Consider the following 24153-nt stretch of genomic DNA (forward strand, 5'->3'; position numbering starts at 1 on the left):
AGGAGCTGTTTGCTAGCATGAATCATCATCGTATCGCTCAGACGCCCCCAATGGGTTGGAACAGCTGGGACTGCTACGGCGCCGCCGTCCGGGAGGAAGAAATCCGAGCCAACGCCGACTATATGGCCCGTTACCTCAAGCCGCATGGCTGGGAATACATCGTCGTCGATATCCAATGGTCCGAGCCCGGCGCCGTCTCTTCCGCCTATCGGCCGTTCGTGCCGCTCGAGATGGATGAATATTCCAGATTGATTCCCGCCGCGAACCGATTCCCCTCCGCCGCCGGCGGCAAAGGCTTCAAGCCGCTCGCCGATTATGTCCATGGACTTGGCCTGAAGTTCGGCATTCATATTATGCGGGGCATTCCGCGCCAAGCGGTCCATGCGAATACGCCGATTCTCGGCTCGGAGGAAGGCGCTCGCGATATCGCCCACCCCAATTCCATCTGTCCGTGGAATACGGACATGTACGGTCTCGACCCGGCCAAAGCCGGCGCCCAAGCCTATTACGATTCGTTATTCCAGCTGTATGCCGAATGGGAAGTCGATTTCGTCAAGGTAGACGACATTGCGGCTTCTCGCCTGTACGGCATTCATGCCGAGGAGATCGCGATGATCCGCCGGGCGATCGACCGCTGCGGACGGGAGATGGTGCTCAGCCTCTCGCCGGGTCCGGCGCCGCTCGAATACGCCGACCATTTGGCGGCGAACGCCAACATGTGGCGGATGACGGACGACTTCTGGGACATCTGGCCGCTGTTGTACAACATGTTCGAGCGCTGCGAGAAGTGGGCGCCACATGTCAAGGAAGGCTGCTGGCCGGATTGCGACATGCTGCCGCTCGGCCATCTCGGCATCCGCTCCGTCGACGGGGGAGGGGCCGACCGCTGGACGCGGTTCACGAAGGACGAGCAGGTGACGATGATGTCGCTGTGGGCGATCTTCCGCTCCCCGCTCATGATGGGCGGCGAGATGCGCGACAACGACGAGTGGACGCTGGGTCTGTTGACGAACGACGAGGTGCTGCACCTGCACCGCAGCAGTCGAGGCGCCAGACAAGCTGCGCGCGAGCAGGACCGGATCGTATGGAGCGCGTTCGACGAGCAGGGCAACGCCTACGCCGCGCTGTTCAATGCGACCGACGAGCCCTCGCTCGTCACCGCCAGCTTCGGGCAGCTGGGCATCGACGGTCCGCGCCGCGTCCGTGACCTATGGGCGCGCCAGGATGAAGACATCGCAGAAGATGAGATCGCGTTCACGATTCCTGCGCATGGCGCCAAGCTGGTACGGCTCACCCCGCTATAACATGGAAAGGAAGGAAGCCCCTTCGGCAGCCGGCGGCGATCGGCTTGTCAAAGGGGCTTCTTTTCATGATGAGGGTTGGTTTCCGTTTTGAATATGGGCGCAGAACAACCGGACAATCTCGGGATCATACAGTGTGCCTTGGCAGCGGATTAATTCATCCAGCGCTTCATCCACGGTCTTGACGAGCTGGTAACTCCGGTTGCCCGTCATCGCGTCGAAGCTATCGATCACCCGAATGATGCGGACTTGCGCCGGGAGTTCCAACGTTCGCGAATTGTATGGGTAGCCCGTGCCGTCCGTATTCTCGTGATGCATCGTGATGATGTCGGACATTACGATATTGCTCGCCACGAGCTCGCGCACGAACTCCATCCCGTACAGCGGATGTTTACGAATTTCGTGCCATTCCTCGTCCGTCAGCCGTGATTTCTTGTTCAGGATGTCGCTTGGAATCTTAAGCTTGCCGATATCGTGCAGCAGCGCGGAATGGAAAAACCGTTCGCGATCCGTGCGCCGCATGTTCAGATGACCTGCAAACCAATCACAATATTCCGCCACCCGCATCGAATGTGCGTAAGTTCCGATGTCGTGTTGTTCCAGCCGGGCCAGCAATGTTAAGATTTCCGGGTCAACGACTTCCATCGACATCCGCAGTCTGCTCATCGCTCGCCCTCCGTTTCAACTATGCCTACGTTCATTGTGCTTGCTCCCCGTTAATAGCGTAACAAAAAAAACCGACGCAGTCGCCACTGGTCGGTTGCACTACTCGCTCCCAATCTCCCAAGTGCCCAGGTAAAGAAGATTGATCATCGCATCCATGTCCGTTTTTAGTTGTTGTCTACATGTTCGACATAGCCGGCTCGATTCCTCCAAGGTTAAACCAATATTTTTTATTGCATTAAATGGAATTAATGGAATTAAATTATTTCACACCCACAGAAAAATGAAGCCCCGTACGTCGTCATCGCTTCGTACGGGGCTTCCACGTTATAGAAGTGCGTTAAAATTGCACGCCCGCTGTCTCGGCCAGCTTGCGCTCTTCCTGCGTCGCCGTCAGCTGCTCATCATGCCACCAATGGAACCCGTCCTGTTCCAAGAGGCGGTCGGCCGCTTCCGGACCGTTCGAGCCTGCCGCATAGGTATGCAGCGGAAGTTCATTACGCTCGAACGCGTTCAAGATCGGCTGCACCCACTGCCAAGCCAGCTCCACTTCGTCCCAATGGGCGAAGAAGGTGGAATCGCCGCGCATCATATCCGCAATCAGCGTCTCGTAGGCTTCCGGCACATCCTTCTCGTCCACAGCCGTGTGAATTTGGACCGGTTCGATTTTGCCGTTGAGCGGATTCTTCATATTGAGTTGGAACGTTACGCCCGCTTCCGGCCCGATATCGATCGTCAGCAGATTCGGCGCGGTCGTCTCGTTCGTGCGGGAGAATTTGTCCGCCGGGTCCTTGAATTCGATGACGATCCGAGTCGACTTCCCTGCCAGCCGCTTGCCGGTACGAATATAGAACGGCACTTCGCTCCAGAAATAATCGTCGATCCACAATCTTGCCGCGATGTACGTGTCGGTGGTCGAGGCTGGGTTCACCCCAGGCTCCTCCGTATACCCCGCGACCTGCTTCCCGCCGATCTGACCGGCCGTATACTGCCCGCGCACGACACTCGTCTCGACGCCCTCATGTTGAAGCGGGCGCAGCGCCTCCATCACTTTGCGTTTCTTGAAGCCGACTTCCTCGGCTGTGCTGTGCTTCGGCAGCTGCATCGCCAGCATCATGAGCATTTGAAGCATGTGGTTCTGGAACATATCGCGGACCGCGCCGGAATGATCGTAATATTCCGCCCGGGTCTCTACGCCGACCGTCTCGGCCGCCGTGATCTGCACGTTGGCCACGTAACGGTTGCGCCACAGCGCTTGAAGCACAGGGTTGGAGTATTCGAGCACCTCCAGATTCTGCACCATCGGCTTGCCGAGATAGTGGTCGATGCGGAAAATCTCTTTCTCCTCGAATGCCTGCGCCAAGCTTGCGTTGAGGATGCGCGCGGATTCGAGGTCATGGCCGAACGGCTTCTCGATGACGAGCCGCTTCCAGCCGGATACGCGGCTTAAGCCGCTCTCCTGCAAATTCGCCACGATCGTGCCGAACAGCTCCGGCGCGACGGACATGTAGAATACCCGGTTCTCTGGCAGCACGAACCGCTGCTCGCGTTCCTCGATGCGCGAAGCCAGCTTCGCGTAATCGGACAGCTCGTTCACGTTCAGCTCGCTGTAGCCGATGTGCTCCAAGAAGTCGCGGACCGCGGACTCATCCGCTGCGGGTCTTCTCGAGAAGGCACGCAGCGATTGGGCGACCTGGCTGCGGAATTCGTCTTCACTCAGCTTGCGCCGGCCAAGACCGATAAGTTGAAAGGACTCCGGCAATTTCCGGTCCAGATATAAATTGTAAATCGCGGGGAATATTTTGCGTTTCGCCAAATCGCCAGTGGCGCCGAATAGTACAAACGTCATTGCATCCATAGTCGTTTCCCTCCGAGCGGCTTCTCATCGCCGTTGTTTCTCTCTATGCTACTCAGAATACCACCGCATACCGGAAGCTTCATGAAGAGTTGATGAAGGCATTATGAAGGGTTTATGAAGATGTCACAATTCCGACACAATTGATAACAAGGCGTTCAACGGCCTTAAATACGCGAAAACAGGCACAATTCCGGATGGAATCATGCCTGTTCGGATTAATGCGCTCGTGCGTGCGCTTGTGAACCCTATCCAAAAATTTAATACCCATCCGTTCCGCGCGCATTGTCCTTCGCATATTGCGATGCCTGCGTTTCGTCCGCCGAGCCGCTGCCGGCTTGCGCGTCCGCATGCTTGAGACCTTCCGCGACGCGGCGGCCGTAATCGGCATCCGCCTGCGTGAAATAGCCGATCATTCGCTCCCGGATATCCGGCTTGCATACCTTGAGCGCGCCGACGAGATTCTCGATCAACTCGTCGCGCTCCCAATCTTCGAACGCCCGGTACGTGTCTCCTGCCTGCCCGAAGTCGTTCGTTCGCTCGATGCGCTGGCGAACCAGGTTCGCGTTATAATGAGGCTCGTGGTCCTTGCCGGCCTTCGGCGCTTCCTTCAGTCCGCCCAGGGAGGAAGGCTCGTAGTTGACATGCGGGTTTTGGCCTGGCGCCAAGTCCACCTTGTATTCCATCTGCCCGTCGCGCTGGTTGGTGGCAACATGCGTCTTCGGCGCGTTGATCGGCAGCTGGAGATAGTTCGCCCCGACGCGGTAGCGCTGCGTATCCGAATACGAGAGCGTGCGGCCCTGAAGCATTTTGTCATCGGAGAAATCCAACCCGTCGACGAGGACGCCCGTACCGAACGCGGACTGCTCTACCTCGTTGAAGTAGTTCTGCGGGTTGCGGTTCAGCGTCATTTTGCCCACTTTCAGGAAAGGGAATTTCTCGGGCGGCCACAGCTTCGTCGGATCAAGCGGATCGAAGTCCAATTCCGGATGCTCGTCGTCGCTCATGATTTGCACGCACAGCTCCCACTCCGGATAATCGCCGCGTTCGATCGCATCGTATAGATCCTGGGTCGCGTGCTCGGTATGCGTCGCCTGAATTTTCTCGGCGTCCTTCTGCAGCAAGTTTTTGATCCCCTGCTTCAGCGGTTCCCAATGGTATTTGACCAGCACGCCGACGCCCTCGCGGTTCACCCACTTGTAGGTATTGACCCCGGAGCCCTGCATCTGGCGGTAATTCGCCGGAATGCCCCAAGGCGAGAACAAGAACGTCACCATATGCGTCGCTTCCGGCGACAAGGAGAGGAAGTCGAACATCCGCTCGGGATCGTTCAAATTGTTGACGGGGTCCGGCTTGAAGGAATGAACCATGTCCGGGAATTTCAGCGGATCGCGGATGAAAAATATTTTCAGATTGTTGCCGACCAGATCCCAGTTGCCGTCCTCGGTATAAAATTTCACCGCGAAGCCGCGCGGATCGCGCAGCGTCTCCGGGGAATGGCCGCCGTGCACAACGGTCGAGAACCGCACGAACACCGGCGTCTGCTTGCCCGCTTCCTGGAACAGCTTGGCGCGCGTGTATTTGGCGATCGGCTCGTCGCCGACCTTCCCGTACGCCTCGAATACGCCGTGCGCGCCAGCGCCTCGAGCGTGCACGACGCGCTCCGGAATGCGCTCGCGGTCGAAGTGGGTGATTTTCTCGATAAACTGGTAATTTTCCAGCGTCGTCGGGCCCCGGCTGCCGACCGTGCGAACATTCTGATTGTCGCTGACCGGATGCCCCTGGCGCGTCGTTAACGTCTGATTGTTGTCGCTGCTCATGGATCTGCTCACCTTCACTGTCTGTGGATTAGATAACCGTACGTTAGGATGACCCAACTTTGGAACTCATATCCAGACGAAGCGGAGTGTCCCCGAAGAACGCGCGATATAAATGGAACGCGGGCAACCGAACAATAGCTTTGCGGTAGTAGAAAGCTGGTCCGCGACTGAGGGGAAGCATTGCCCGGCAAGCTGAACGTTTGCTGAATCCACTAGACCTGTTGTGCGCCAACCACTTAGAATGATGGAACCGAACTCGTCTTCAATCGAAGAACTGGAGGAATCGATACATGCATCCCGACAAACGCATTCGTATTCTGATTGCCGACGACGAACCGAATATATTGCAGTTTCTCGAGTTGGGCCTCCTAGGCGAAGGCTACGATGTCCATACCGCGCAGGACGGCGAAGAAGCGCTGCAGGCCGCCCGCGATTTCAAGCCGCACGTCGCGATTCTGGACGTCATGATGCCGGAGAGGAGCGGCTTCGAGGTGTGCCAATCGCTCAAAGAATCCGGCGACAACATCGCCGTTATCATGCTGACCGCCAAAGACGAGGTCACCGACCGGGTGCGGGGACTGACGCTGGGTGCGGACGATTACATGGCCAAGCCGTTCAGCTTCGACGAACTGCTGGCCCGGATCCAAGCGCGTCTGCGCAACCAGTTCCCGGATCTGCTCGGCGCCGTCTCGCACGGCCCGTTCCGGATCGATGATCGCAAGAACGAAATTATGTATATGGAGCGCGTCCTGGAGCTGTCGCCGACGGAATACGACCTGCTTAAGTTTCTCGTCCTCAACCATGGCGCGGTGCTCAGCAAGACGACGATCCTCGATAAAGTGTGGTCGTACGACTTCGGCGGCGAGAACAACATCGTCGAGGTATATATCCGCTCTCTTCGCGAGAAGCTTGGCGACAAGGAGCACCGGCTCATCCGGACGCTGCGGGGAGCCGGCTATCGGGTCGATCTGCCATGAACCGGCGTCGTTCGTTCGGCCCCAGGTCGCTGCGCTATCAGCTGCTGCTTCGGTCCATCCTTCTCATCGCCGGCATTCTCATCGTCATCGGCGTCATGCAATATGTATTCATGAAAGAGTTTCTCTATCGAAACAAAGCGGAGGCGCTTGAAGCCCAGCTGTTGACGGCGCCGATCAACAACGTGCTCGGCGAATCCGGCGATTGGCAGCGGCGCGCGGGCGTAACCGGAGCGAACAAGGAGCCGGCTGCGGCCAACATCGGCGCGCAATCCGGCACGAGAGCCGGCGAGAGCGAATCGGGCCCGCCCAAGACCTCGTCCCCTCACCCGGGTCGCCCCCGTTTCTTCCTGTCTGACGCCTCGCTTGCGTACGTCGGCAAGGACGGGCAATTCTCCGATCTGTCCGCTGAAGACGGACTGCCGTCGCCGCGTCTGAGCGCGGCGCAATACGAGTCCGTTCGCGCCTCGCTCGAAAGCAATCGCGGCAAGGCGGATTACCGGCTCGCCGCCGATACCGAAGGCACGGAGCAGCTCGTCGTTTTCCGGCTGGATGGACCGCCCGGACGGGGGCGCGGCGGAATCGTCCAGATGGGCGTGCGCACGGCGCCGCTCGCCGACGTCATCGTCCAGCAGCTCCTCATCTTCGCCACGTTGTCGACGCTTGCGCTGGCCGCCGGCGCGGCGTTGTTCCTGCCCCTGCTGCGGCGGACGCTGGTCCCGCTCTCCACCGTCGTGGAGGCGGTGGAGAAGACCGACGCCGGCAATCTGACCGAGCGGCTGCCCGGCCACCAAGGCCAGGAGGAAATCGACCGGCTGTCCGTGTCGTTCAACGGCATGCTGGGCCGGCTCGACAACGCGTTCGAAGCCGAACGGGCGGCCAAGGAACGCATGCGCCAATTTATCGCCGATGCCTCGCACGAGCTGCGCACGCCGCTGACTTCCATTCACGGCTTTCTCGAGGTGCTGCTGCGCGGAACGGTCACGAAGCCCGAGCAGCTTCGCTCGGCGCTCGGCAGCATGCATGCCGAATCCAAGCGGATCAATAAGCTCGTCGAGGATCTGCTCCTGCTGGCGAAGCTCGATCAGCAGCCCCGGCTTTCCTTAACGCGCTGCAGCCTCTCCGGCCTGATCCGGGAGATGGAACCGCAGCTTCGTCTTCTCGCCGGCGAACGCGACGTTCGGCTGGAGCTGGAGCCGACCGATATAATGGCCGACGCTGACAAAATCAAACAAGTCGTGCTCAATTTGTTCCATAACACCGTCCAGCATACCGACGCCGCCGCCGGCGCGATCCGCCTGTCGATCCGCACGCCGGGAGCGGGGTGGCCGACCGAACTGTCGGTATCCGATAACGGTCCCGGCATAACACCGGAGCATCAAGCGCGCTTGTTCGAGCGGTTCTACCGGAGCGACTCCTCCCGGACGCGCAAATACGGCGGCGCCGGCCTCGGCCTTGCGATCAGCCGTTCGATCGCCGAAGCGCACGGCGGCTCGATCGAGGTCGCGAGCGAACCTGGCTCGGGCTCGACCTTCACGGTTAAGCTCCCCGCCGCGACGTATGCGCCGACAGACTGAAGCGGCGGCTTGCCGACCGCCGACCGCCGACCGCCTCTTTCGCCCTAGCGGGGCGCTCCGAGCTCCCTTTGCTGCCTTTCAGCTTCGTTTAAGGCGCCGCGTTATGCTTGTCCTGCGCAAGATCCACTCTCCCCAGTGTTTATGGCGCGAAAGCGAACAGGCAGTGCCTCCAGGCCGGTTGCAGACGGCCGTGAGACACTGCCTGTTTGACGTTTGAACCGTTTGGCGCACCTCGCCAAGGTTACAACAGACGCTCGCGGAACGGGCGAACGAGCGATTCGTGCGTCTCCCGCTTCTTCGCCGCCAGCACGGCCGCCAGACGGACGCGCTCCTGCGGAGACACGAGCGCCAGCTCTGTTAGCCGGGCCGCGAGCTTCGGATCATCCGCGGCCACGATTCGCTCCGGCAGCCCCAGACCATAGAGCAGGTCGAAGGACTTGAACCGGTAGCCGATGCAGCCGAACGGCACGCCGGCGACCGCCGACAGCAGGTTCGCGTGCAGCTTGAAGTTGAGCGTCGCTTCGAATGTCTGCAGCAGCCGAACGTATTGCTCCGCGCCGTACACGTTCGTATCGAGCACCGTCTTCTCCGGCATGCCAATCTTGGCGTGAAGCCGCTGCAGCGCTTCGCGGTCCGGCCCCCACACCGAGTACAAGTAGATGTCGCGGCCTTGCGCGATGAGCGCTTTGGCCGCCTCGGCCAGCGCGTCCTCGACGTATGCTTCGCTGCCTCCGTAGATTCGGTTGTACGACGTCCCCCAGTTGATGCCGATCCGTCGAACCGGGGCTTGCGGCGTCATCGCACCGGCCGCTGCCTCCGGGAGCGGCGCAGGCGCGGCCATCAACATGGCCGAGTCCCCCGATAGCTCCACGCCCTCCGTCCGCACGCCCAGCTCGTTCAAGTACCGGAGCGTCCAAGGCCCCCTGACTCCCTTATACCCCGAATAGGCGACGATCTCGTCCAGCTTGCGCCGGTAATCGTCCGATTCGACAGCCGCATCAGAGACGACCGCTTCCCCTTCGCCCGGAAGCAGACGATTCAGCCGGTCATGGCCGCTCCCCCAAATGATCGTCCTCTTCCCGAGCTCCATCGCCCGATGAAGCAGTTCCACGTAGCCCGGGATGATGAGCGACCCGCCGCCGAGCACCACGGAATCGTACGCGGCGACGTTCTTCCAATCTACCGATGGCAGCGATGGGATGATGCGGTATTCTGCCGGGTCTAGCTCGACGGCCGCCATATCCCGGAACATCTCCCACATCCATTCGTCGCCCAGATTGTTAAAGCCGATCCATCCCAGATACAGCACGTTTCTCATCGTTTACCCACGCTCCTTCGGCGCGTTCCGGCACAGCGAGCGGTACAACGTCGCCAGCCGGACGGCTTTGTCTTGAATATCGAATCGCAGCTGCGTCCACGCCCGGCTCTCCTCGCCGATCGCGGCAAGCCCGCGCGGATCGTCGAGCGCGGCCGCCAGCTCCTCGGCCATGCGGCGCTCGTCCGGACGTTCCCGGGAATCGTGGTCGCCAAAGTAACACTGCCAGGCTTCTGCGCGGTTCTCGGCTCGAACGAGCCCGAAGTAGCCGTGATTGCCAACCGCGAGCACCGGCTTGCCGCAGGCCATCGCTTCCAGCGCCACGCGTCCCGTGCCGACGACGAGGTCTCCCATATTGTAGATCGGCCTCATCTCCGTCTGATTGCCCGCCAACTGAACGAACGCCTCCCCCGCCTCCGCGTTGACCGCCTCCCCCAGCTCCCTTACGGCGGCGTACTGGTTCCCGTCGCCGGCGATGACGACGCGCAGCCGCTCCCGGCCCGCTTGTCGAAGCGCATGGGCAGCGCGAATAAGCATCAAGCAAGCGCTCGCCTTATCCCATGCCAGCCGGCTGGCATACACGATGACCTGCGCATCCTGTGCTATACCGAGCGATTCGCGCGCATTCGCGGACGAATCCGGATAAAAGTCGTCGGTGTCGACGCCATTGGGAATAAGCTGCGAATCGATGCCCTGACGGGCTAGATAGGCCTCCACCGGCTTGCTCACGCTGATGAACGCGGTGCCGATGTCCGCCAAGCTGCGCAGCTGATCCGCCGGGTAATAGGCTCCGTGCACGGTCATCACGACAGGGATGCCCAGTTTGGCGGCCGCCTCGGCCGCATACAAGCCCGAGGGCGTCTGGTGCACGTGCACGACGTCAATGCGCCGCCGGCGCATAATTTGGGCGAGCGCGCGTTCGACCGGCTCTTGCCACTCAGGGGCCAGCAGCGAGCCGGCGGCCAGTTCCACGATATGAATCGGGCACCCTGCCCTCGCATACGAATCGTACATGATGCCGCCCGCGCCGGCGTAGACCGGCTGGACGCCGATGCGCGGGAATGCCTTTACCAGACTGAGCACGTACGTCTCCGTCCCCCCGACGGCCAGACTATCCATCACCATAAGCACCCGGATACGGTCACTCATCGGCCTGCTCCGTTTGGGACTTGCCGAAATATTTTCGAGAGCGCTGCTGCACATGCTTGCGGTAGTAGTACAGCACCTCGGGCAAATTCTCGACGTTTCGGGCGCCCGGCTTGATGGCTTTGGCGATGAATTCGTAATCCTCCGCACCCTCGATTCTTCGCGTATGTCCGCCGATCCGGTCGAACAACTCTCCCCGCAGCATGGCCGTCCCGTGACAGATGCAGTGCCCGCCCGCTGCGTACACTTTGCCGATCTGCTCGCCGTATCGCAGCCAATTGGCTCTCATCCTCCGCTCCGGATAACCGTCCTCGAACACTTCGTAATTCGTGCCGACGAGGTCGATGTGCGGGTGAGCGTCCAAAAACGCGACCTGCTTCTCCAGCCGCTGCGGATGCGACAAATCGTCGGCATCGTGGATGGCGATATACGCCCCTTTGGACAAATACATGCCTGCGGTGATCGCTCCCGCGTATCCCGAATTGCGCGGCAGGCGCAGCGCATAGACGCCCTTGCCTCCGGAGAGGAGCGGTTCGTTCTCGTCCAGCCAGCGCGCGGCCAGTTCATAGGAGCCGTCGGTCGACGCGTCGTCGACCAGGATCAGCTCCCAATTCGGATACGTCTGCCGCCGAATGCTGTCCAGACACTCTTCCAAATAAGCGCGTTTGTTATAGACCGTCATCACAATGCTGACCAGGCCCGGTATCCGCGCATAAGTCATGCTCCTCACCTCCTTGCGGCTTCGCGTATTAGATTAGAGCACCCGAATATAGGCAATCAGGCGCAGCTGAAAAATCGCATAGCTGCCCATCTCGTATCCGGACAGCTCGGACGTGCGCAGCGTCAAGGAGGTGCCGTCCGCCGACACGACGACGCCCGTCGTCGTCTCCAGCGCGCTTGCCACCTGAACCTGCTTGCCGATCAAGGCTTGCAGCTCCCCGTTCATCGTTCCATCACCTGCTTCCCGGATAGATGAAAACTAACGATTTGCTCCAGCGGAATCAGCACGTACGCCCCGCCGCTCTCGGCGATTTTGACGTAATCCCCGCCGATTGCCGCGATCTCGCCCGCCACGAGGCCGGCCTGCGTCGTCAGCTCGGCGCGCCTGCCCTGGTAACGGCTCATCATCTCTTTCATCCGTTCCAATCCCGGATAGATACCGCCCGTCTCGGACTCCGGGACGACCTGCGCATCCGCCCTCCGGATCAGCGAACGAAGCAGTCCCCGCAGCCCTGCTCTTGGCGGCTCATGCTGCGCGCTGCCTCCGCTTGGTTCCGAGCTCCCGTAGAACGCGCGAATGACGCTTGCCAGGCCGTCGAACAGCGCCTTCAGCTCTTTTTCGGTCATGATCATTTTCATTGTATCCTCCTATCCTCGCTTCGCTATGAACATGAAGGGAGATCCTTACAATCTATGAAAAGCGGCGTGAAAAGGGTTGTTCGTTGGCCTGTTCATATAAAAATGTTCGCCTGTTCCCCCAGAGGCGCGTGAACTGCCACGCAAGGAGCGTTTCCTTACGGTCATTTGCCTTATTGCCCAAGGTAAGCTAGAATGAGTTGTTAATGCTAGGCAAGCCGCAAAGCACAAACTACGAAAAGCGCGCAGGTGACCTTATGATCGAAGTAAGAACGTCCAAAATCGATGACGGCGAGTTTAACCGGGGCGTATTCGCGACCGAGCCGATCGCCAAAGGCACGATGTTTCACGCCGCGCCGGTCATCCCGTATCCGAACGAGCAGCACGAACACATCGAGAAAACGCTGCTCGCCGACTACGTGTTCGCCTACGGCGCGAATCATACCGCCTTGCTGCTCGGCTACGGAATGCTGTTCAACCACTCTTACAAGCCCAATGCCTATTACGAGCTCAACTTCGACAACCACACCGTCGAGTTCTACGCGTATGGCGACATTGCGGCCGACGACGAGATTTACATCAATTACGGCGGCGAGGTCGACAGCGAGGACGAGATTTGGTTCGAGGATAAAAACGTAAGCGAATAAGCGGATTGGTTTGCGTTCACCATCGGAAGATGGGGAATGCAGCATTCCGCGACCGGTAAAGCGGATTGGTTTGCGTTCACCATCGGAAGATGGGGAATGCAGCATTCCGCGACCGGTAAAGCGGATTGGTTTGCGTTCACCATCGGAAGATGGGGAATGCAGCATTCCGCGAGAATGAAATACAAGATGACTTATAGGCGTGAAAGACATAAAATCTTGTATTTGCAAAAAGCCGCGCGGCCTTCATCAGGCCGCGCGGCTTTTTTATCCATTTCTCATCTGACGTTCAGGTTGGTTTAAGGAAGAGGCGCTACACTCGATCACAAGCCGCACAATTCCGCTGGTGATGAGATAGCAAGGGCACTGGACCCGCCACTTTGGCGGGTCGCTTTTTTTGGGGGGAGAGGCATGCGCGTGCGCCTAACCGTTCCGGTACTTGAGCGGCGTCCGCCCGACCTCCCGTTTGAACAATTGAATGAAATACGACGGGTTCGGCAGGCCCACCTCCGCGCCGATCCGCTCCACGGGCAGCGCCGTCGTCCGGAGCAGCCGGCAGGCGTGCTTGATTCTGCGCGCCGTCAAATAATCCGTAATGCTGCTGCCCGTCTCCTGTCGAAACAGCCGAGAGACGTAGAACTTCGACAGATGAAGCTCCTCCGCCATCCGCGTAAGCGAAAAATCTTCCGCATAGTGCTGCTCGATCCACTGCATGACGCGCTCCGAATACCGCCGCGTTCGCAGCGGCTCCATTTGACCGGCTTGCGAGCGGTCGTCAGGCCCCTTCTGCGCTCCGTGTTCCATCGCTTGCAGGAGCTGGAGCATCAGCACCGTCAGCTCTTCCGCTTGCTCCGCGTCCCCGGCCTGTAGTCTCCTTCCCTGCTCATAGCGCTCAAACATCCATTCGACCTGCGAGGCAATGCCGCTTAGGTCATAGACCGCCTGCGCATCGCGGCTTTGGACCAAATCGCCGAAGAAAGCCGAACGGCGCGGGAGAAGCCCCAGCGCGTCCGCCAGCGCATCCGGATCCACATAGAGCACCGACCGGACATAAGGCGCGTCCTCGCCGACGTTGGCATGCACGTGATGAAGCCGGTAAGGCTGGAAAAAGAACAGCATGCCTCTGCGGATCTCGTAGCTCTGCCGGTTCAGCACGACGCGGCCTTGGCCTTCGTGGACGAACAGCAGCTCGCAGCATTGATGCCAATGGTAGAATCCCGTAAAATCCCGGTCGGAGCGCGACCGGTAAAACCACGTGTCCCGTTTCCCGTCAAAGAGGATCGGGTCGAAAAGCCTTTTCATCGCTGGCCTCCACAATGCGCAATCGCACAACATTTTACTACATTCTAGTATAACTTCCGTTTCGCTTCTCCCGCTACAATAGGAACCATGAAAGACCGTTCAAAAAGTCGCCTTCTCGGTGCTGAATGGTCGACTTTTTGAACGTTCATTTAAAGGAGGAGAACACCATGATGGATAGCGCTTATATTGCAAACGTAATGGAACGGCTGGATCACAAGGTAACGCGAATGATCGGCCAGATCGGCGAGAAATGTCCTCATTTTGCAGGCAAGGACGGCAAATACGACAGCACGGGCACCGATTGGTGGACGAGCGGCTTCTGGCCGGGCTTGCTCTGGCTCATGCACGACATGACAGGCGGCGCGCAGTACCGGGATGCCGCCTGGCATTGGGACGAGACGCTGGAGCGGTGGTTCTCCGGCACGAGCGGCAATATCCACCACGACGTCGGCTTCCAGTTCCTCGCGACGGCCGTGATGAAGCATAAGCTGACCGGCGACGAGGAAGGACAGCGGCGCGGCCTCGTCGCCGCCAATTATCTCGCAGCCCGGTACAATCCGGCCGGCGCCTTCATTCGCGCCTGGAACGGCGACCATTACGGCTGGGCGATCGTCGACTGCATGATGAACATCTCGCTGCTGTTCTGGGCCAGCGAGACGACGGGCGACCCGCGTTACCGGCACATTGCGATCCGACATGCCGAGACGACGATGCGGCACGGCATTCGGGACGACGGGTCGGTCAAGCATATTCTGTCGTTCGACCCGAGCAGCGGCGAGTACATAGAGAATCTCGGCGGACAAGGCGCTGCCGCCGACTCCTCGTGGAGCCGCGGCACGGCATGGGCGCTGCACGGCTTCGCCAATACGTACCGTCACTCCGGCGATGAGCGTTTCCTTGATGCAGCCAAGCGAATCGCCCACTATTTCGTCGCTTCGCTGCCGGACGACCAGGTGCCTTACTGGGATTTCCGGCTCGACAGCTTCGAAGGGGAGCCGCGCGACAGCTCCGCCGCCGCCATCGCGGCTTCCGGCTTGCTCGAGATCGCGGACGCCGTGCCCGGCAAGGAGAAGCACGCTTACCTTGCCGCCGCGCACCGGATCTTGCGTTCGCTGACGGAGCGCTATGCGACATGGGATGAGCCGGAGCACGAAGCGATCCTGCGGCACGGCACCGGCCACAAGCCGCAAAATCAGTTCGTCGACGGCTCGCTCATCTACGGCGATTATTACTACGCCGAAGCTTTCGCCAAGCTGAGCGGCTGGAAGCATCGCGTTTATTAAACGACGGACCTGAGCTTACGATCGATCGAGCACAGCATCGCCTAATGGCAAAAGGCCCTCCGCCTAGAGGGCCTTTTGCTATTTCCCCGCTAGCCATTGCCATCCGCCGGTCCGGGACTCCACTGCTTGCCATCCCAGATTACCGCGTCGCCTACGTTCATTCCGGCCGCCAGCTTGACCGCCGCCACGCTGACCGTCTTCCCGTTCACCAGCAGCGACGCGTGCGCCGGTCCGATCGCTCGCACGATGCCGACGCGCCGCACCGCGCAGCTGCTTGTATCGCGTTCTGTCATCCGCCAGTCCTCGCTCCTTTCCCGCCGCACGCGCCGGTCTACCGCGCTTCCGCCGTTCGCGTGTATCCCGTCGCCTCCACCAGCTCCTGCCCCTGCTTCGAACGAATCCAATCCAGCAGCGCCCTCGCGTTCGGATTGCTTGTCCCCGCCATCACCGCATAGAAGTCGGCCGCAAGCGGGTAAGCGCCGCTGGCGATCGTATCCCGGTTCGGCTCTACGCCGTCCACTTCCAATAGCCGGATCTCCCCGTTCCCGACCATTTGGGTCGCATAGAACAAAAACGAGAAACCGAGCGCGATCGAATAATTCCGATAATCCGCCGTCTGCTCGATGATGCCCGCCATCGCCTCGGCAACCGTCTCCTTGGGCGGCGTCATCAACCGGTAGTCTTTCATAACGCGCTGCAGCATCGTCTGGCTGCCGCTGTTCTCCGGCCGCTGAAATGCCCGAATAGCCGCGTTCTTGCCGCCGACCTCCTGCCAGTTCGTCACTTCCCCGCTGTAAATGCGCCGGATGTCGGCCAACTTCAACCCTTTTACCGGATTATCCGCCTGCACGAAGAAGACGAACGCTTCACGGCCGACCGGCGTCAGCTCGAGCTCAACGCCCTTCCGCTTCGCCATCGCGAGCTGCTGCTCGGACGGCGCCGCGGCGAAGATCATGTCGGCTTCGCCGTCCATCAACCGCTCATAGGCGGTTGCCGTGCCGCTGCTCGTGATAAGGGTGTCGCCGCCGTAAGCCGGATACGTCCCGGCCGGATATGCCGCCTGTGCGAATGCCGCATAGAGCGGGTAGAGCGCGGTGGCCCCATCCAGCCTTGGCAGCTCTCCTGACAGCGACAGCTTGGAGCGCTCGTGAAGCTTCGCCGCCTTCGTCCCTTCCGCGAACGGCTCGTAGGCCCGAAGATCGACCTGCCCTTCTTTCACGACGGCAAAACGATTCTCGTACGCTTGAAGTCCTTCATGAACGGCGACCGAAATCAACAGTCCGGCGGCGAACAAGCCCGAAGCAATACGCAGCCCCTTTAAGGGTATCTTAGGGATCAGCCGCGCGATGACGAGCAAGCTGAGCCCGATTGCGGCAACCCCGATGAATACCGAATAAAACAGCGAGCCGCCAAGCGACGTCATGATGAGGCCGACAAATCCGACCAGGCCGATCACCATCACCGCCAGCCCCCCGACAATTAGACGCACGACAATCGACCAACTCATCCTATAGCTCCCATTACGTTGTATTGTCCGGACGACACCTGAACGGTATGCACTCATTACGGACGTAATGATATTTGACAGTTGTATTCCATTTCCTTCCAAAGCGAAAAATTTTAAGGAAAACTTTAAAGCGGCGCATCCATGATTGGCATGGACGCGCCGCTTGCAGTTCAAGCATAGGGGTTTATACGGCGGCCTCTTCACCCGCCGCTTGCCGGCTGCGTGGAAGCTTCGTGCGCACGGCGACAACGAAGATGACGAGCGAGAGTGCCGCCGAGGCCGCGCAGACGACGAACAGCGCCGGGTAGCCGGCGAATTGCGACACGGCGCCGAGCGCGATCGAGCCCAGGCCGATCCCTAGGTCGAACGCCGTGAAGAACGAGGCATTCGCCACGCCCTTCTGATCCGGACGCGCCATCCGGAGCGCGCAAGCCTGGAGAGCCGGCTGCGCGGAGCCGAAGCCGATCCCGTAGAGAATGGCTGCCGTCACGACGCCGGCGACGCCCGAGGCCAAGCTCAACACGATCAAAGCCGCTATCGTGACAACGAGCGACGGAATAATGACGCCGACCTCTCCGTATCGGTCCGACAGCTTGCCGGCCATCGGCCGGATGAGCGTAAGCGTAATCGCATAGACGAGGAAGAACAGCCCGGCGTTCACGCCGATCGAGACGGCGAACAGCGACAGGAACGTCGTAATGCCGCCGTAAGCAACCGCCAAGAATAGGATCGATATCGTGATCGGCAGCAGCGACTTCTCGAACAGCTTCATCGGCTGGCGTCCCGCCGAGCGCTCGAATGGCGTCTTCGCGATGAACGCGAGCGCCAGCGCCAGGATGGACAAGCCCGTCGCGACGAGCACGACGGCTCGGAACGAACCTGTCTCGATCAGCCACAAGCCGGCCATCGGCCCGATCGCCATGGCGATCGTCATCGCCATGCCGTACCAGCCCATGCCTTCGCCGCGTCGCGCCGGCGGAATAATGTCCGTGATCGCCGTGCCCACCGCCGTCGTCGACATCGCCCAACTTAAGCCGTGAAGGAAGCGAAGCGCAAGCAGCGCCGCGATCCCGCCGATCCAGTCGTAGGCGTACATAGCCACTGCGAACAACAACAGCCCCCATATGATGAACGGCCTTCGCCCATACCGGTCCAGCAGACCACCCACGAGGGGCCGGAATAGGACGGCCGTGAGCGTGAACACGCCGCTGACGAGCCCCACCTGCGTCTGCGAGCCGCCCAAATCTTGAATAAACAAAGGCAGCGTCGGCAGCAGAAAATAAAACCCGGTAAACAGCGCCAGCATCCCGATCGTGAGCGTCACGAACGGCCCCGTCCATAAACGTTCCATATCCAAATCGCCTCCGCAACACGTTCATTTCGTTACGTTAATTGTAACGCTGCAAGCGACGTGCGACATCGCCGAGAGGACGGATTTGCGCCAGGCCCCCTCTTCGACTTTCGGCTGAGTCGGTCTCCGACTTTCGTCGTAGAAGCGCCGACTTGGAACCATCGCTCCGTCCACGCATTCGACCAAGAGACCGATTCGTCCACCCCTGCCGCATCTCGTGCAAATGGTCAATATTTCGCGCAAAATGGGCATGTCTTGCCTATCGAGAAGGTGCTATCTTACAAATAAGCGGCTTCCTTCGTTTCTTCTCGCCAGCGGCTCAAGCGTTTGGCGAAGAACGAAAGGGAAGCGCTTACATTATCAGGAAGGGGTTTTGATCATGCTTCCTCGTCATTCGGAAAGGCGGTTATTGGCTGTGATGCTCACGTTCGTGCTCATGCTTGGAGGTACCATCGGTTCGTTCGTGCCGTCCGCTCATGCAGCGGATGAATACGACGGACTGCGCGCCAAATGGAAGACGCTTCTCGTCGGCGGCGCCAACGCGAACGCGTCCGATCCGGACATCGCTGCTTCGATTCAATCCACGACGACCAAGGCAAACGGCTTCTGGACGTCGCTCGACACCTCAGCAGGCCGTACGGCATTATGGAGCGACCTGGCCGACTGGTCGGCTTCCAGCACCATCACCGGCAGCTACAATCGGCTCAAGACGATGGCGATCGCGTATGCGACAAGCGGCTCTTCCCTTCAGCAAAATGCGACGCTCAAGAGCGACATCATTGCCGCGCTCGACTGGCTATACGCGAACAAATACAACACAACCAAGAGCGAAACGGGCAACTGGTGGGATTGGGAGATCGGCACGCCGCTCATTTTGAACGACATCATGACGCTCCTGTACGACGACCTGTCCGCGGCGCAGCGGACGAATTACTTGAACGCGATCCAGAAGTTCTGCCCCGACCCGACGAAGCGGACGATCTCCCCGACCATCACGGAGACCGGCGCCAATCGTCTTGACAAAGCGCTCATCGTCGCGGTGGCAGGCGTCGTCGGCAAAGACTCCGCCAAGCTGACCGCCGGTCGCAACGCGATCAGCCAGACGCTGCTATACGTGACGGACGGGGACGGATTCTATACGGACGGTTCGTTCGTCCAGCATGCGGACGTCGCCTATACGGGCAGCTACGGCAGCGTGCTTATCTCCGACATGGCCAAGCTGCTCTATCTGCTGCAAGGTTCCACCTGGCAGGTAACGGATGCCAACCTCGGCAACGTGTACAAGTGGGTCACGGATTCGTTCCAGCCGGTCATGTATAAGGGGGCGATCATGGACATGGTGCGCGGGCGGGCGATCTCCCGCGAGGAGTCCGAGGACCATGAAGCCGGACGCTCGATCATCATCTCGCTCGTGCGGCTGGCGGAAGGCGCACCTGCCGATAAGGCGCTTCTTATCCGTCAGATCGCCAAAGGCTGGATCGCGCAGGACACGACATTCGCCAACTACTATGCGGAGATGGGCGTATCGGATATCGTTCGCGTCAAGGCGCTCATGTCGGACAGCGCGGTCGCGGCCGGCGCCGATCTCGTCAAGACGCACGTCTTCGCCGGCATGGACAGAGCGGTCCAGCTGCGGCCAACGTTCGCCCTCGGCCTCTCTCTTTTCTCCAGCCGCATCTCGGCTTTCGAGTACATTAACGGCGAGAATGGCAAAGGCTGGTATACGGGCGCCGGCATGACCTCGCTCTACAACGGGGACTTAAGCCAATTCAGCGGCAACTACTGGGCGACCGTCGATATGTACCGGCTGCCCGGCACGACGACGGACGGCGCCGTAAGCGCGACGCCGGTCAACTCCAAGCATTACACCGGCAACCGCAATTGGGTGGGCGGATCGGAGCTCGGAAGTCATGCATCCGTCGGCATGGACTTCTCGATGACCCCCGTGACGGGCACGACACTCGCGGGCAAAAAATCGTGGTTCCTCTTCGGCGATCGGATCGTCGCGCTCGGCTCCGGCATTACGAGCACCGACAACAAAAAGGTCGAAACGATCATCGAAAACCGCAAGCTGAACGCCGCCGGCACGAACGCCCTCACCGTGAACGGCTCGGCCAAATCGACCGCATCCGGCTGGAACGAGGCCATGACGAACGTCAGCTGGGCGCATCTTGCCGGCAGCGCGGCCGGGTCGGATATCGGCTACTACTTCCCGTCGCCATCGGCGGTGAGCGGCCTGCGCGAGACGCGCACCGGCTCCTGGAGCCAAGTCAATACGGGGCAAAGCACCGCTCAAGTGACGAATCGCTTCCTCAGCCTTGCCTTCAATCACGGGAACAACCCGAGCGGCGCGACGTATGCGTACGCCATTCTTCCCGGCAAGTCCGCATCCGACATGGCCGCCTACGCGGCGAACCCGGATATCGCCGTGCTGGAAAACTCCACGGCCGCGCACGCCGTCCGCGATTCCGCATCGGGAACGGTCGGCGCGAATTTCTGGAACGACGCGGTCAAGACGGTGAATGTGAACGGATCCGCTTATTTGACGAGCAACAAGAAGTCATCCGTCACCGTTACCGAATCGGGAGGCGAACTAGCTATCGCCGCGGCAGACCCGACGCAGGCGAACACCGGCACGATCCGCATCGAGATCAACCGCACGGCGACGTCCGCGCTATCGCTCGATGCCGGCGTCACAGTCGTCTCGCTCGCGCCGACGATTCAATTGGATGTGAACGTCGCCGGTTCGCTCGGCCGATCGTTCGCGGCGAAGTTTGCGCTGGGCAGCGCGGTCGTGACGAACCTTGGCGCCGAAGCGGATGCCTACGTTCGCGACGGGGCGAGCGCAAGCGTGAATTACGGCGCCGACACCTCGCTCGTTATCAAGAACGACGTTGCCGGCTATGCGCGTGAAGCCTTCATCCGGTTCAACCTCGCCGGGGTAAGCAGCCCCGTTGCGAGCGCCAAGCTCCGTCTAACGCCGACGAGCGTCGGCATGACCGGCATCGCCCATCAAGCCTATCTGGCAGCTAGCGACAGCTGGGGCGAGAGCTCGATTACGTGGAGCAACAAGCCCGCTTCGGGCGCGCTGCTCGGATCCTGGACCGTCCCGGCGGCGGGCACATCCGCCATGATCGACATCACCGCCGAAGTGAACGCCGCGATCGCGGGCGACAAGAAGGTGTCCATCCGCATTGCCGGCGCATCCAATCAAGGCGCGAACGGCTGGGCGAACTATGGCTCCAAAGAGCATGCGACGGCCGACAGCCGGCCCGCGCTTGTGCTCGTGCAGTAGCGCCGCGTCGCATCGCAAGCGTTCGCGCTCTTGTCTAATAGGCAGCATCGGCCCGGGAGCTTCCTTCCGCTACAAAAAAACAGCCGCGATCGCGGCTGTTTCTCCTTTCATCTATGACACGTGCAGCGCTAACAACTCCAACGAATCCCTCAGCTCTTCAAGTTCCTGCTTCGTCATCGCCTGCATGTTGTGCAGCAGCTCCCGGACGTTCGCGTCCCCTACCAGCTCGCTTAACATGACCATGGGCGACTCTTGCATCAATTGTTCATTCATTACGCATCCTCCTCGCACGGGTTCGAAAACCACTCTTCCAAGTTAGCCCGGAAAAGGAAGAACGCGGATCGCTTCCCTTCGGCAGCTGGCTGACACGCGCGTCTTACATGCCGCGCAAGTCCCTCTAGCTTTGCGTCGCTGGCTTTCGCCAGGTTTGCCATTTGTCGAGTAGATCTTCATAACCACATTGTACAGGACAATTGTCCCTCTTGGCCAGTCCAAAATACGGAAATGGGCTGCGCTGCCTTGGGTCTTCTTGACGACCGGGGCTGTCCCTTTGCGGACATCGCCAAGCTGCGCAAAGAAGCCGCGGACCTCGGTGTCCGCGGCTTCTTCTCTGTCCCCGATTAACCTTCTCGATCCAATTCCCGCTCGTCGACGATGCCCGGCGCAAGCGGCGGCTGTACCGCTACCGGCTGCTCCGTCACGCGAGTGCGGTGCAAATCCGTCGCGCCTGCCGCATGCGTGTGAAGCTCGTCCATTTCCGGGTTGTCGCCGAAGAGAGTCGCCTTGTCTACCATCCGCTCCAACCTCCTTTCGCTTTGTCTTCCCGCTGCTCGACCTATAGTGTCTGCTGCCAATTGTTGACTTATACGCGAACCCGCGCATTTTCGACAAAACGGGAATTGCAGGAAACGAATGCAATACCGTGATATTGCCCGAGTTGCCGTCCAATGAACTAGTGCCTCGGAAACTTGCAAGCTTTTCATTTTTACCCTCTATTCAATTTGCCAAGGGTCTTCCGATATATATTTACGATAGATTTTAACTGCTATAATGACGCTATCATTCTAGTAAAACCACATACCACTTATCGGAGGGACATCATGTCAAGTCAGCCACAGACTATGCCGACACGCCGCTATGCCCGTTTCCTAGCTCTGCTTCTGCTCTCATTCGCATTCGCGCTCGCCGGCACCCACGTCTCGGCAGCCCCTAAGGATCGGCAGGCGCCGACCGCGCCGACGAGCCTGACCGCGCTTAATGTCACTCCATCCAGCCTTCAGTTGAGCTGGAAGCCGTCGACCGACAATGTCGGCATTGCCAAGTACCTGGTTTACCGCGGTACGGTCCAGATCGGTTCGGCCACGACGACCGCTTACGCCGTGAACAACCTGCTCGCGGGGACGAAATATTCGTTTACCGTGAAAGCTGCCGACGCCGCGGGGAACGTGTCAGCGGCAAGCGCGCCGCTGACCGTCACGACAACGGTCGCCGCGACGACCACGACGACCGTCTCGACGGATGCCATTACAACAACGACGGGGACGGCAGCTGTAACAACGACATCGACGACGCCGACCACCGTGACAAGCACGGCAACGCCAACCGTCGCAGCGTCCGGCAAACGCGTCATCGGATATTACACCGGATGGTCGACGTATAACGGCTTGCAGATCGCCTCGATCGATGGCAGCAAGCTGACGCACATTAACTATGCGTTCGCGAACGTCGGCGCCGACTTAAAAGTCGTGCCGAGCGATCCGTACGCGGATTTTCAGAAGCGCTTCCCGAACGATCTAGCCACCGATCCGTTCTACGGTAACTTCAACCAGCTGTTGAAGCTCAAACAGAAGTACCCGCATCTGAAAACGCTCATCTCGGTCGGCGGGTGGGGCGGCTCCGCTCAGTTCTCGAATGCCGCTCTGAATGAAACGAACCGGGACATTTTCGCCACGAGCGCGGTCCAATTCATCGTCCAATATGGCTTCGACGGTATCGACATTGACTGGGAATACCCGGTAGCCGGCGGCGCGGCGGGCAATATCAACCGCCCGGAAGACAAGACGAATTTCACGCTGCTCATGCAGAAGATTCGCGAGAAGCTGAACGCCCAGAGCCTTAAGGACGGCAAAACGTATCTGCTTACGTTCGCCTCGGCCGCCAGCGGCTCGTATTTGAACAACGTCGAAATTGTCAAGCTTGCCGCCGTCTCGGATTATATCAACGTGATGAGCTACGACATCCACGGCACCTGGGAGACGATGACCGGTTTTAACGCGCCGCTCTACCGCGACCCTGCCAGCAAGTTCACGTGGGAAACCAGTGTGAGCGACGCCATCTCGCTCTACTTGAGAGCCGGCGTTCCTTCCGACCGCATCGTCATGGGCATCCCGTTCTACGGTACGAAGTACACCAACGTCACGAACGCCGGCAACGGCCTCTATCAGACGTACTCCGGCGGCGGATCGGTCACGTACGCGGATCTGAAATCGTCTTATATCGGCATGAACGGCTACACACGTTACTACAACTCGGATGCGAAAGTGCCTTATCTGTGGAACGGCAGCACGTTCATCAGCTACGACGACGCCGAGTCCATCGGTCACAAAGCCGCTTATATTAAGAATCAAAACCTCGCCGGCGCCATGATCTGGTCGCTCGGCTACGATACGGCCGGCGGCGAGCTGCTCGGCGCGCTTCATCAAAGCCTGCAATAATACGATCCTTTTCTCGAACTTCTTTCGCCCTCCCGGTCTCGGGAGGGTTT

At 59.9% G+C, this 24153-nt stretch carries 21 protein-coding genes and 2 riboswitches; of the genes, 7 read left to right on the forward strand and 14 right to left on the reverse strand.

From position 1 onward, the window contains the following. Positions 1 to 17 precede the first annotated feature (17 nt). Positions 18 to 1304, forward strand: a complete 1287-nt coding sequence (locus ACFSKT_RS19395; protein ID WP_377718558.1) for a glycoside hydrolase family 27 protein — start codon at positions 18 to 20, stop codon at positions 1302 to 1304. A 63-nt stretch (positions 1305 to 1367) separates the two neighbouring features. On the opposite strand, the gene ACFSKT_RS19400 is transcribed toward ACFSKT_RS19395, so the two are convergent. The 3 genes from ACFSKT_RS19400 to ACFSKT_RS19410 all read right to left on the reverse strand — a co-directional run bounded on the left by ACFSKT_RS19400 (position 1368) and on the right by ACFSKT_RS19410 (position 5639). Beyond that, positions 1368 to 1967: an HD-GYP domain-containing protein gene (locus ACFSKT_RS19400; protein ID WP_377718557.1), complete on the reverse strand. Its 600-nt coding sequence runs from the start codon at positions 1965 to 1967 to the stop codon at positions 1368 to 1370. A gap of 79 nt (positions 1968 to 2046) precedes the next feature. Next, a riboswitch (cyclic di-GMP riboswitch) is annotated at positions 2047 to 2129 on the reverse strand. Positions 2130 to 2304: 175 nt separating this feature from the next. Continuing rightward, positions 2305 to 3822, reverse strand: a complete 1518-nt coding sequence (gene zwf / locus ACFSKT_RS19405) for a glucose-6-phosphate dehydrogenase (RefSeq protein WP_377718556.1) — start codon at positions 3820 to 3822, stop codon at positions 2305 to 2307. Positions 3823 to 4079: 257 nt separating this feature from the next. Continuing rightward, positions 4080 to 5639: a catalase gene (locus ACFSKT_RS19410; protein ID WP_377718555.1), complete on the reverse strand. Its 1560-nt coding sequence runs from the start codon at positions 5637 to 5639 to the stop codon at positions 4080 to 4082. 290 nt (positions 5640 to 5929) lie between these two features. Here ACFSKT_RS19410 and ACFSKT_RS19415 point away from each other — a divergent pair, with 290 nt between their 5' ends. Then, positions 5930 to 6616 carry a response regulator transcription factor gene (locus ACFSKT_RS19415; RefSeq protein WP_377718554.1) on the forward strand — a complete coding sequence of 229 codons (687 nt, stop codon included), beginning with the start codon at positions 5930 to 5932 and terminating at the stop codon, positions 6614 to 6616. Continuing rightward, entirely contained in the window at positions 6613 to 8190 is a 1578-nt protein-coding gene (locus tag ACFSKT_RS19420; RefSeq protein WP_377718553.1) for a sensor histidine kinase, read from the forward strand. Before ACFSKT_RS19415 ends, ACFSKT_RS19420 begins: the two co-directional genes overlap by 4 nt. A 241-nt stretch (positions 8191 to 8431) precedes the next feature. Here the strand turns inward: ACFSKT_RS19420 and ACFSKT_RS19425 are convergent, their stop codons facing one another. The 5 genes from ACFSKT_RS19425 to ACFSKT_RS19445 are packed head-to-tail and all read right to left on the reverse strand — an operon-like array spanning position 8432 to position 12004. After that, positions 8432 to 9508, reverse strand: a complete 1077-nt coding sequence (locus tag ACFSKT_RS19425) for a polysaccharide pyruvyl transferase family protein (protein ID WP_377718552.1) — start codon at positions 9506 to 9508, stop codon at positions 8432 to 8434. A 3-nt stretch (positions 9509 to 9511) separates the two neighbouring features. Beyond that, positions 9512 to 10654: a glycosyltransferase gene (locus ACFSKT_RS19430; protein WP_377718551.1), complete on the reverse strand. Its 1143-nt coding sequence runs from the start codon at positions 10652 to 10654 to the stop codon at positions 9512 to 9514. Further along, positions 10647 to 11372 carry a glycosyltransferase family 2 protein gene (locus ACFSKT_RS19435; protein WP_377718550.1) on the reverse strand — a complete coding sequence of 242 codons (726 nt, stop codon included), beginning with the start codon at positions 11370 to 11372 and terminating at the stop codon, positions 10647 to 10649. The genes ACFSKT_RS19430 and ACFSKT_RS19435 overlap by 8 nt, the downstream gene beginning before the upstream one ends. A gap of 33 nt (positions 11373 to 11405) precedes the next feature. Further along, complete coding sequence (locus tag ACFSKT_RS19440) at positions 11406 to 11597, reverse strand: hypothetical protein (protein WP_377718549.1); 192 nt, start codon at positions 11595 to 11597, stop codon at positions 11406 to 11408. Further along, complete coding sequence (locus ACFSKT_RS19445) at positions 11594 to 12004, reverse strand: hypothetical protein (protein WP_377718548.1); 411 nt, start codon at positions 12002 to 12004, stop codon at positions 11594 to 11596. Before ACFSKT_RS19445 ends, ACFSKT_RS19440 begins: the two co-directional genes overlap by 4 nt. Before the next feature lie 260 nt (positions 12005 to 12264). On the opposite strand from ACFSKT_RS19445, the gene ACFSKT_RS19450 reads away from it, so the two are divergent. After that, the gene (locus tag ACFSKT_RS19450) at positions 12265 to 12654 is read left to right on the forward strand and encodes an SET domain-containing protein (protein ID WP_377718547.1); all 390 of its coding nucleotides are present in this window, start codon (positions 12265 to 12267) and stop codon (positions 12652 to 12654) included. 420 nt (positions 12655 to 13074) lie between these two features. Here the strand turns inward: ACFSKT_RS19450 and ACFSKT_RS19455 are convergent, their stop codons facing one another. Then, entirely contained in the window at positions 13075 to 13953 is an 879-nt protein-coding gene (locus tag ACFSKT_RS19455) for an AraC family transcriptional regulator (RefSeq protein WP_377718546.1), read from the reverse strand. Positions 13954 to 14123: 170 nt separating this feature from the next. Here ACFSKT_RS19455 and ACFSKT_RS19460 point away from each other — a divergent pair, with 170 nt between their 5' ends. Beyond that, positions 14124 to 15236, forward strand: a complete 1113-nt coding sequence (locus ACFSKT_RS19460; protein WP_377718771.1) for a glycoside hydrolase family 88 protein — start codon at positions 14124 to 14126, stop codon at positions 15234 to 15236. Positions 15237 to 15325: 89 nt separating this feature from the next. Here ACFSKT_RS19460 and ACFSKT_RS19465 read toward each other — a convergent pair whose 3' ends face one another. The 3 genes from ACFSKT_RS19465 to ACFSKT_RS19475 form a co-directional block, all read right to left on the reverse strand. Next, on the reverse strand, positions 15326 to 15529 hold the full coding sequence (locus tag ACFSKT_RS19465) for a hypothetical protein (RefSeq protein ID WP_377718545.1): 204 nt from the start codon (positions 15527 to 15529) through the stop codon (positions 15326 to 15328). 38 nt (positions 15530 to 15567) lie between these two features. Beyond that, positions 15568 to 16743 carry a PstS family phosphate ABC transporter substrate-binding protein gene (locus ACFSKT_RS19470; RefSeq protein WP_377718544.1) on the reverse strand — a complete coding sequence of 392 codons (1176 nt, stop codon included), beginning with the start codon at positions 16741 to 16743 and terminating at the stop codon, positions 15568 to 15570. Between the two features lie 184 nt (positions 16744 to 16927). Then, positions 16928 to 18094 (reverse strand): MFS transporter, encoded by a 1167-nt coding sequence (locus tag ACFSKT_RS19475; RefSeq protein ID WP_377718543.1) that lies wholly within the window; start codon positions 18092 to 18094, stop codon positions 16928 to 16930. 418 nt (positions 18095 to 18512) lie between these two features. Between ACFSKT_RS19475 and ACFSKT_RS19480 the strand changes: the two genes are divergently transcribed. Then, the gene (locus ACFSKT_RS19480) at positions 18513 to 21389 is read left to right on the forward strand and encodes a polysaccharide lyase family 8 super-sandwich domain-containing protein (RefSeq protein ID WP_377718770.1); all 2877 of its coding nucleotides are present in this window, start codon (positions 18513 to 18515) and stop codon (positions 21387 to 21389) included. Positions 21390 to 21500: 111 nt separating this feature from the next. Here the strand turns inward: ACFSKT_RS19480 and ACFSKT_RS19485 are convergent, their stop codons facing one another. Next, positions 21501 to 21662 (reverse strand): hypothetical protein, encoded by a 162-nt coding sequence (locus tag ACFSKT_RS19485; RefSeq protein WP_377718542.1) that lies wholly within the window; start codon positions 21660 to 21662, stop codon positions 21501 to 21503. Between the two features lie 77 nt (positions 21663 to 21739). Next, positions 21740 to 21831, reverse strand: a riboswitch (cyclic di-GMP riboswitch). A 178-nt stretch (positions 21832 to 22009) separates the two neighbouring features. Beyond that, positions 22010 to 22183 (reverse strand): hypothetical protein, encoded by a 174-nt coding sequence (locus ACFSKT_RS19490; protein WP_377718541.1) that lies wholly within the window; start codon positions 22181 to 22183, stop codon positions 22010 to 22012. Positions 22184 to 22489: 306 nt separating this feature from the next. Here ACFSKT_RS19490 and ACFSKT_RS19495 point away from each other — a divergent pair, with 306 nt between their 5' ends. Further along, positions 22490 to 24103 (forward strand): glycosyl hydrolase family 18 protein, encoded by a 1614-nt coding sequence (locus ACFSKT_RS19495; RefSeq protein ID WP_377718540.1) that lies wholly within the window; start codon positions 22490 to 22492, stop codon positions 24101 to 24103. The last annotated feature ends 50 nt before the right edge of the window (positions 24104 to 24153 follow it).

The organism is Paenibacillus xanthanilyticus (assembly GCF_042682185.1).
GTDB classification, from domain to species: domain Bacteria; phylum Bacillota; class Bacilli; order Paenibacillales; family Paenibacillaceae; genus Paenibacillus_Z; species Paenibacillus_Z xanthanilyticus.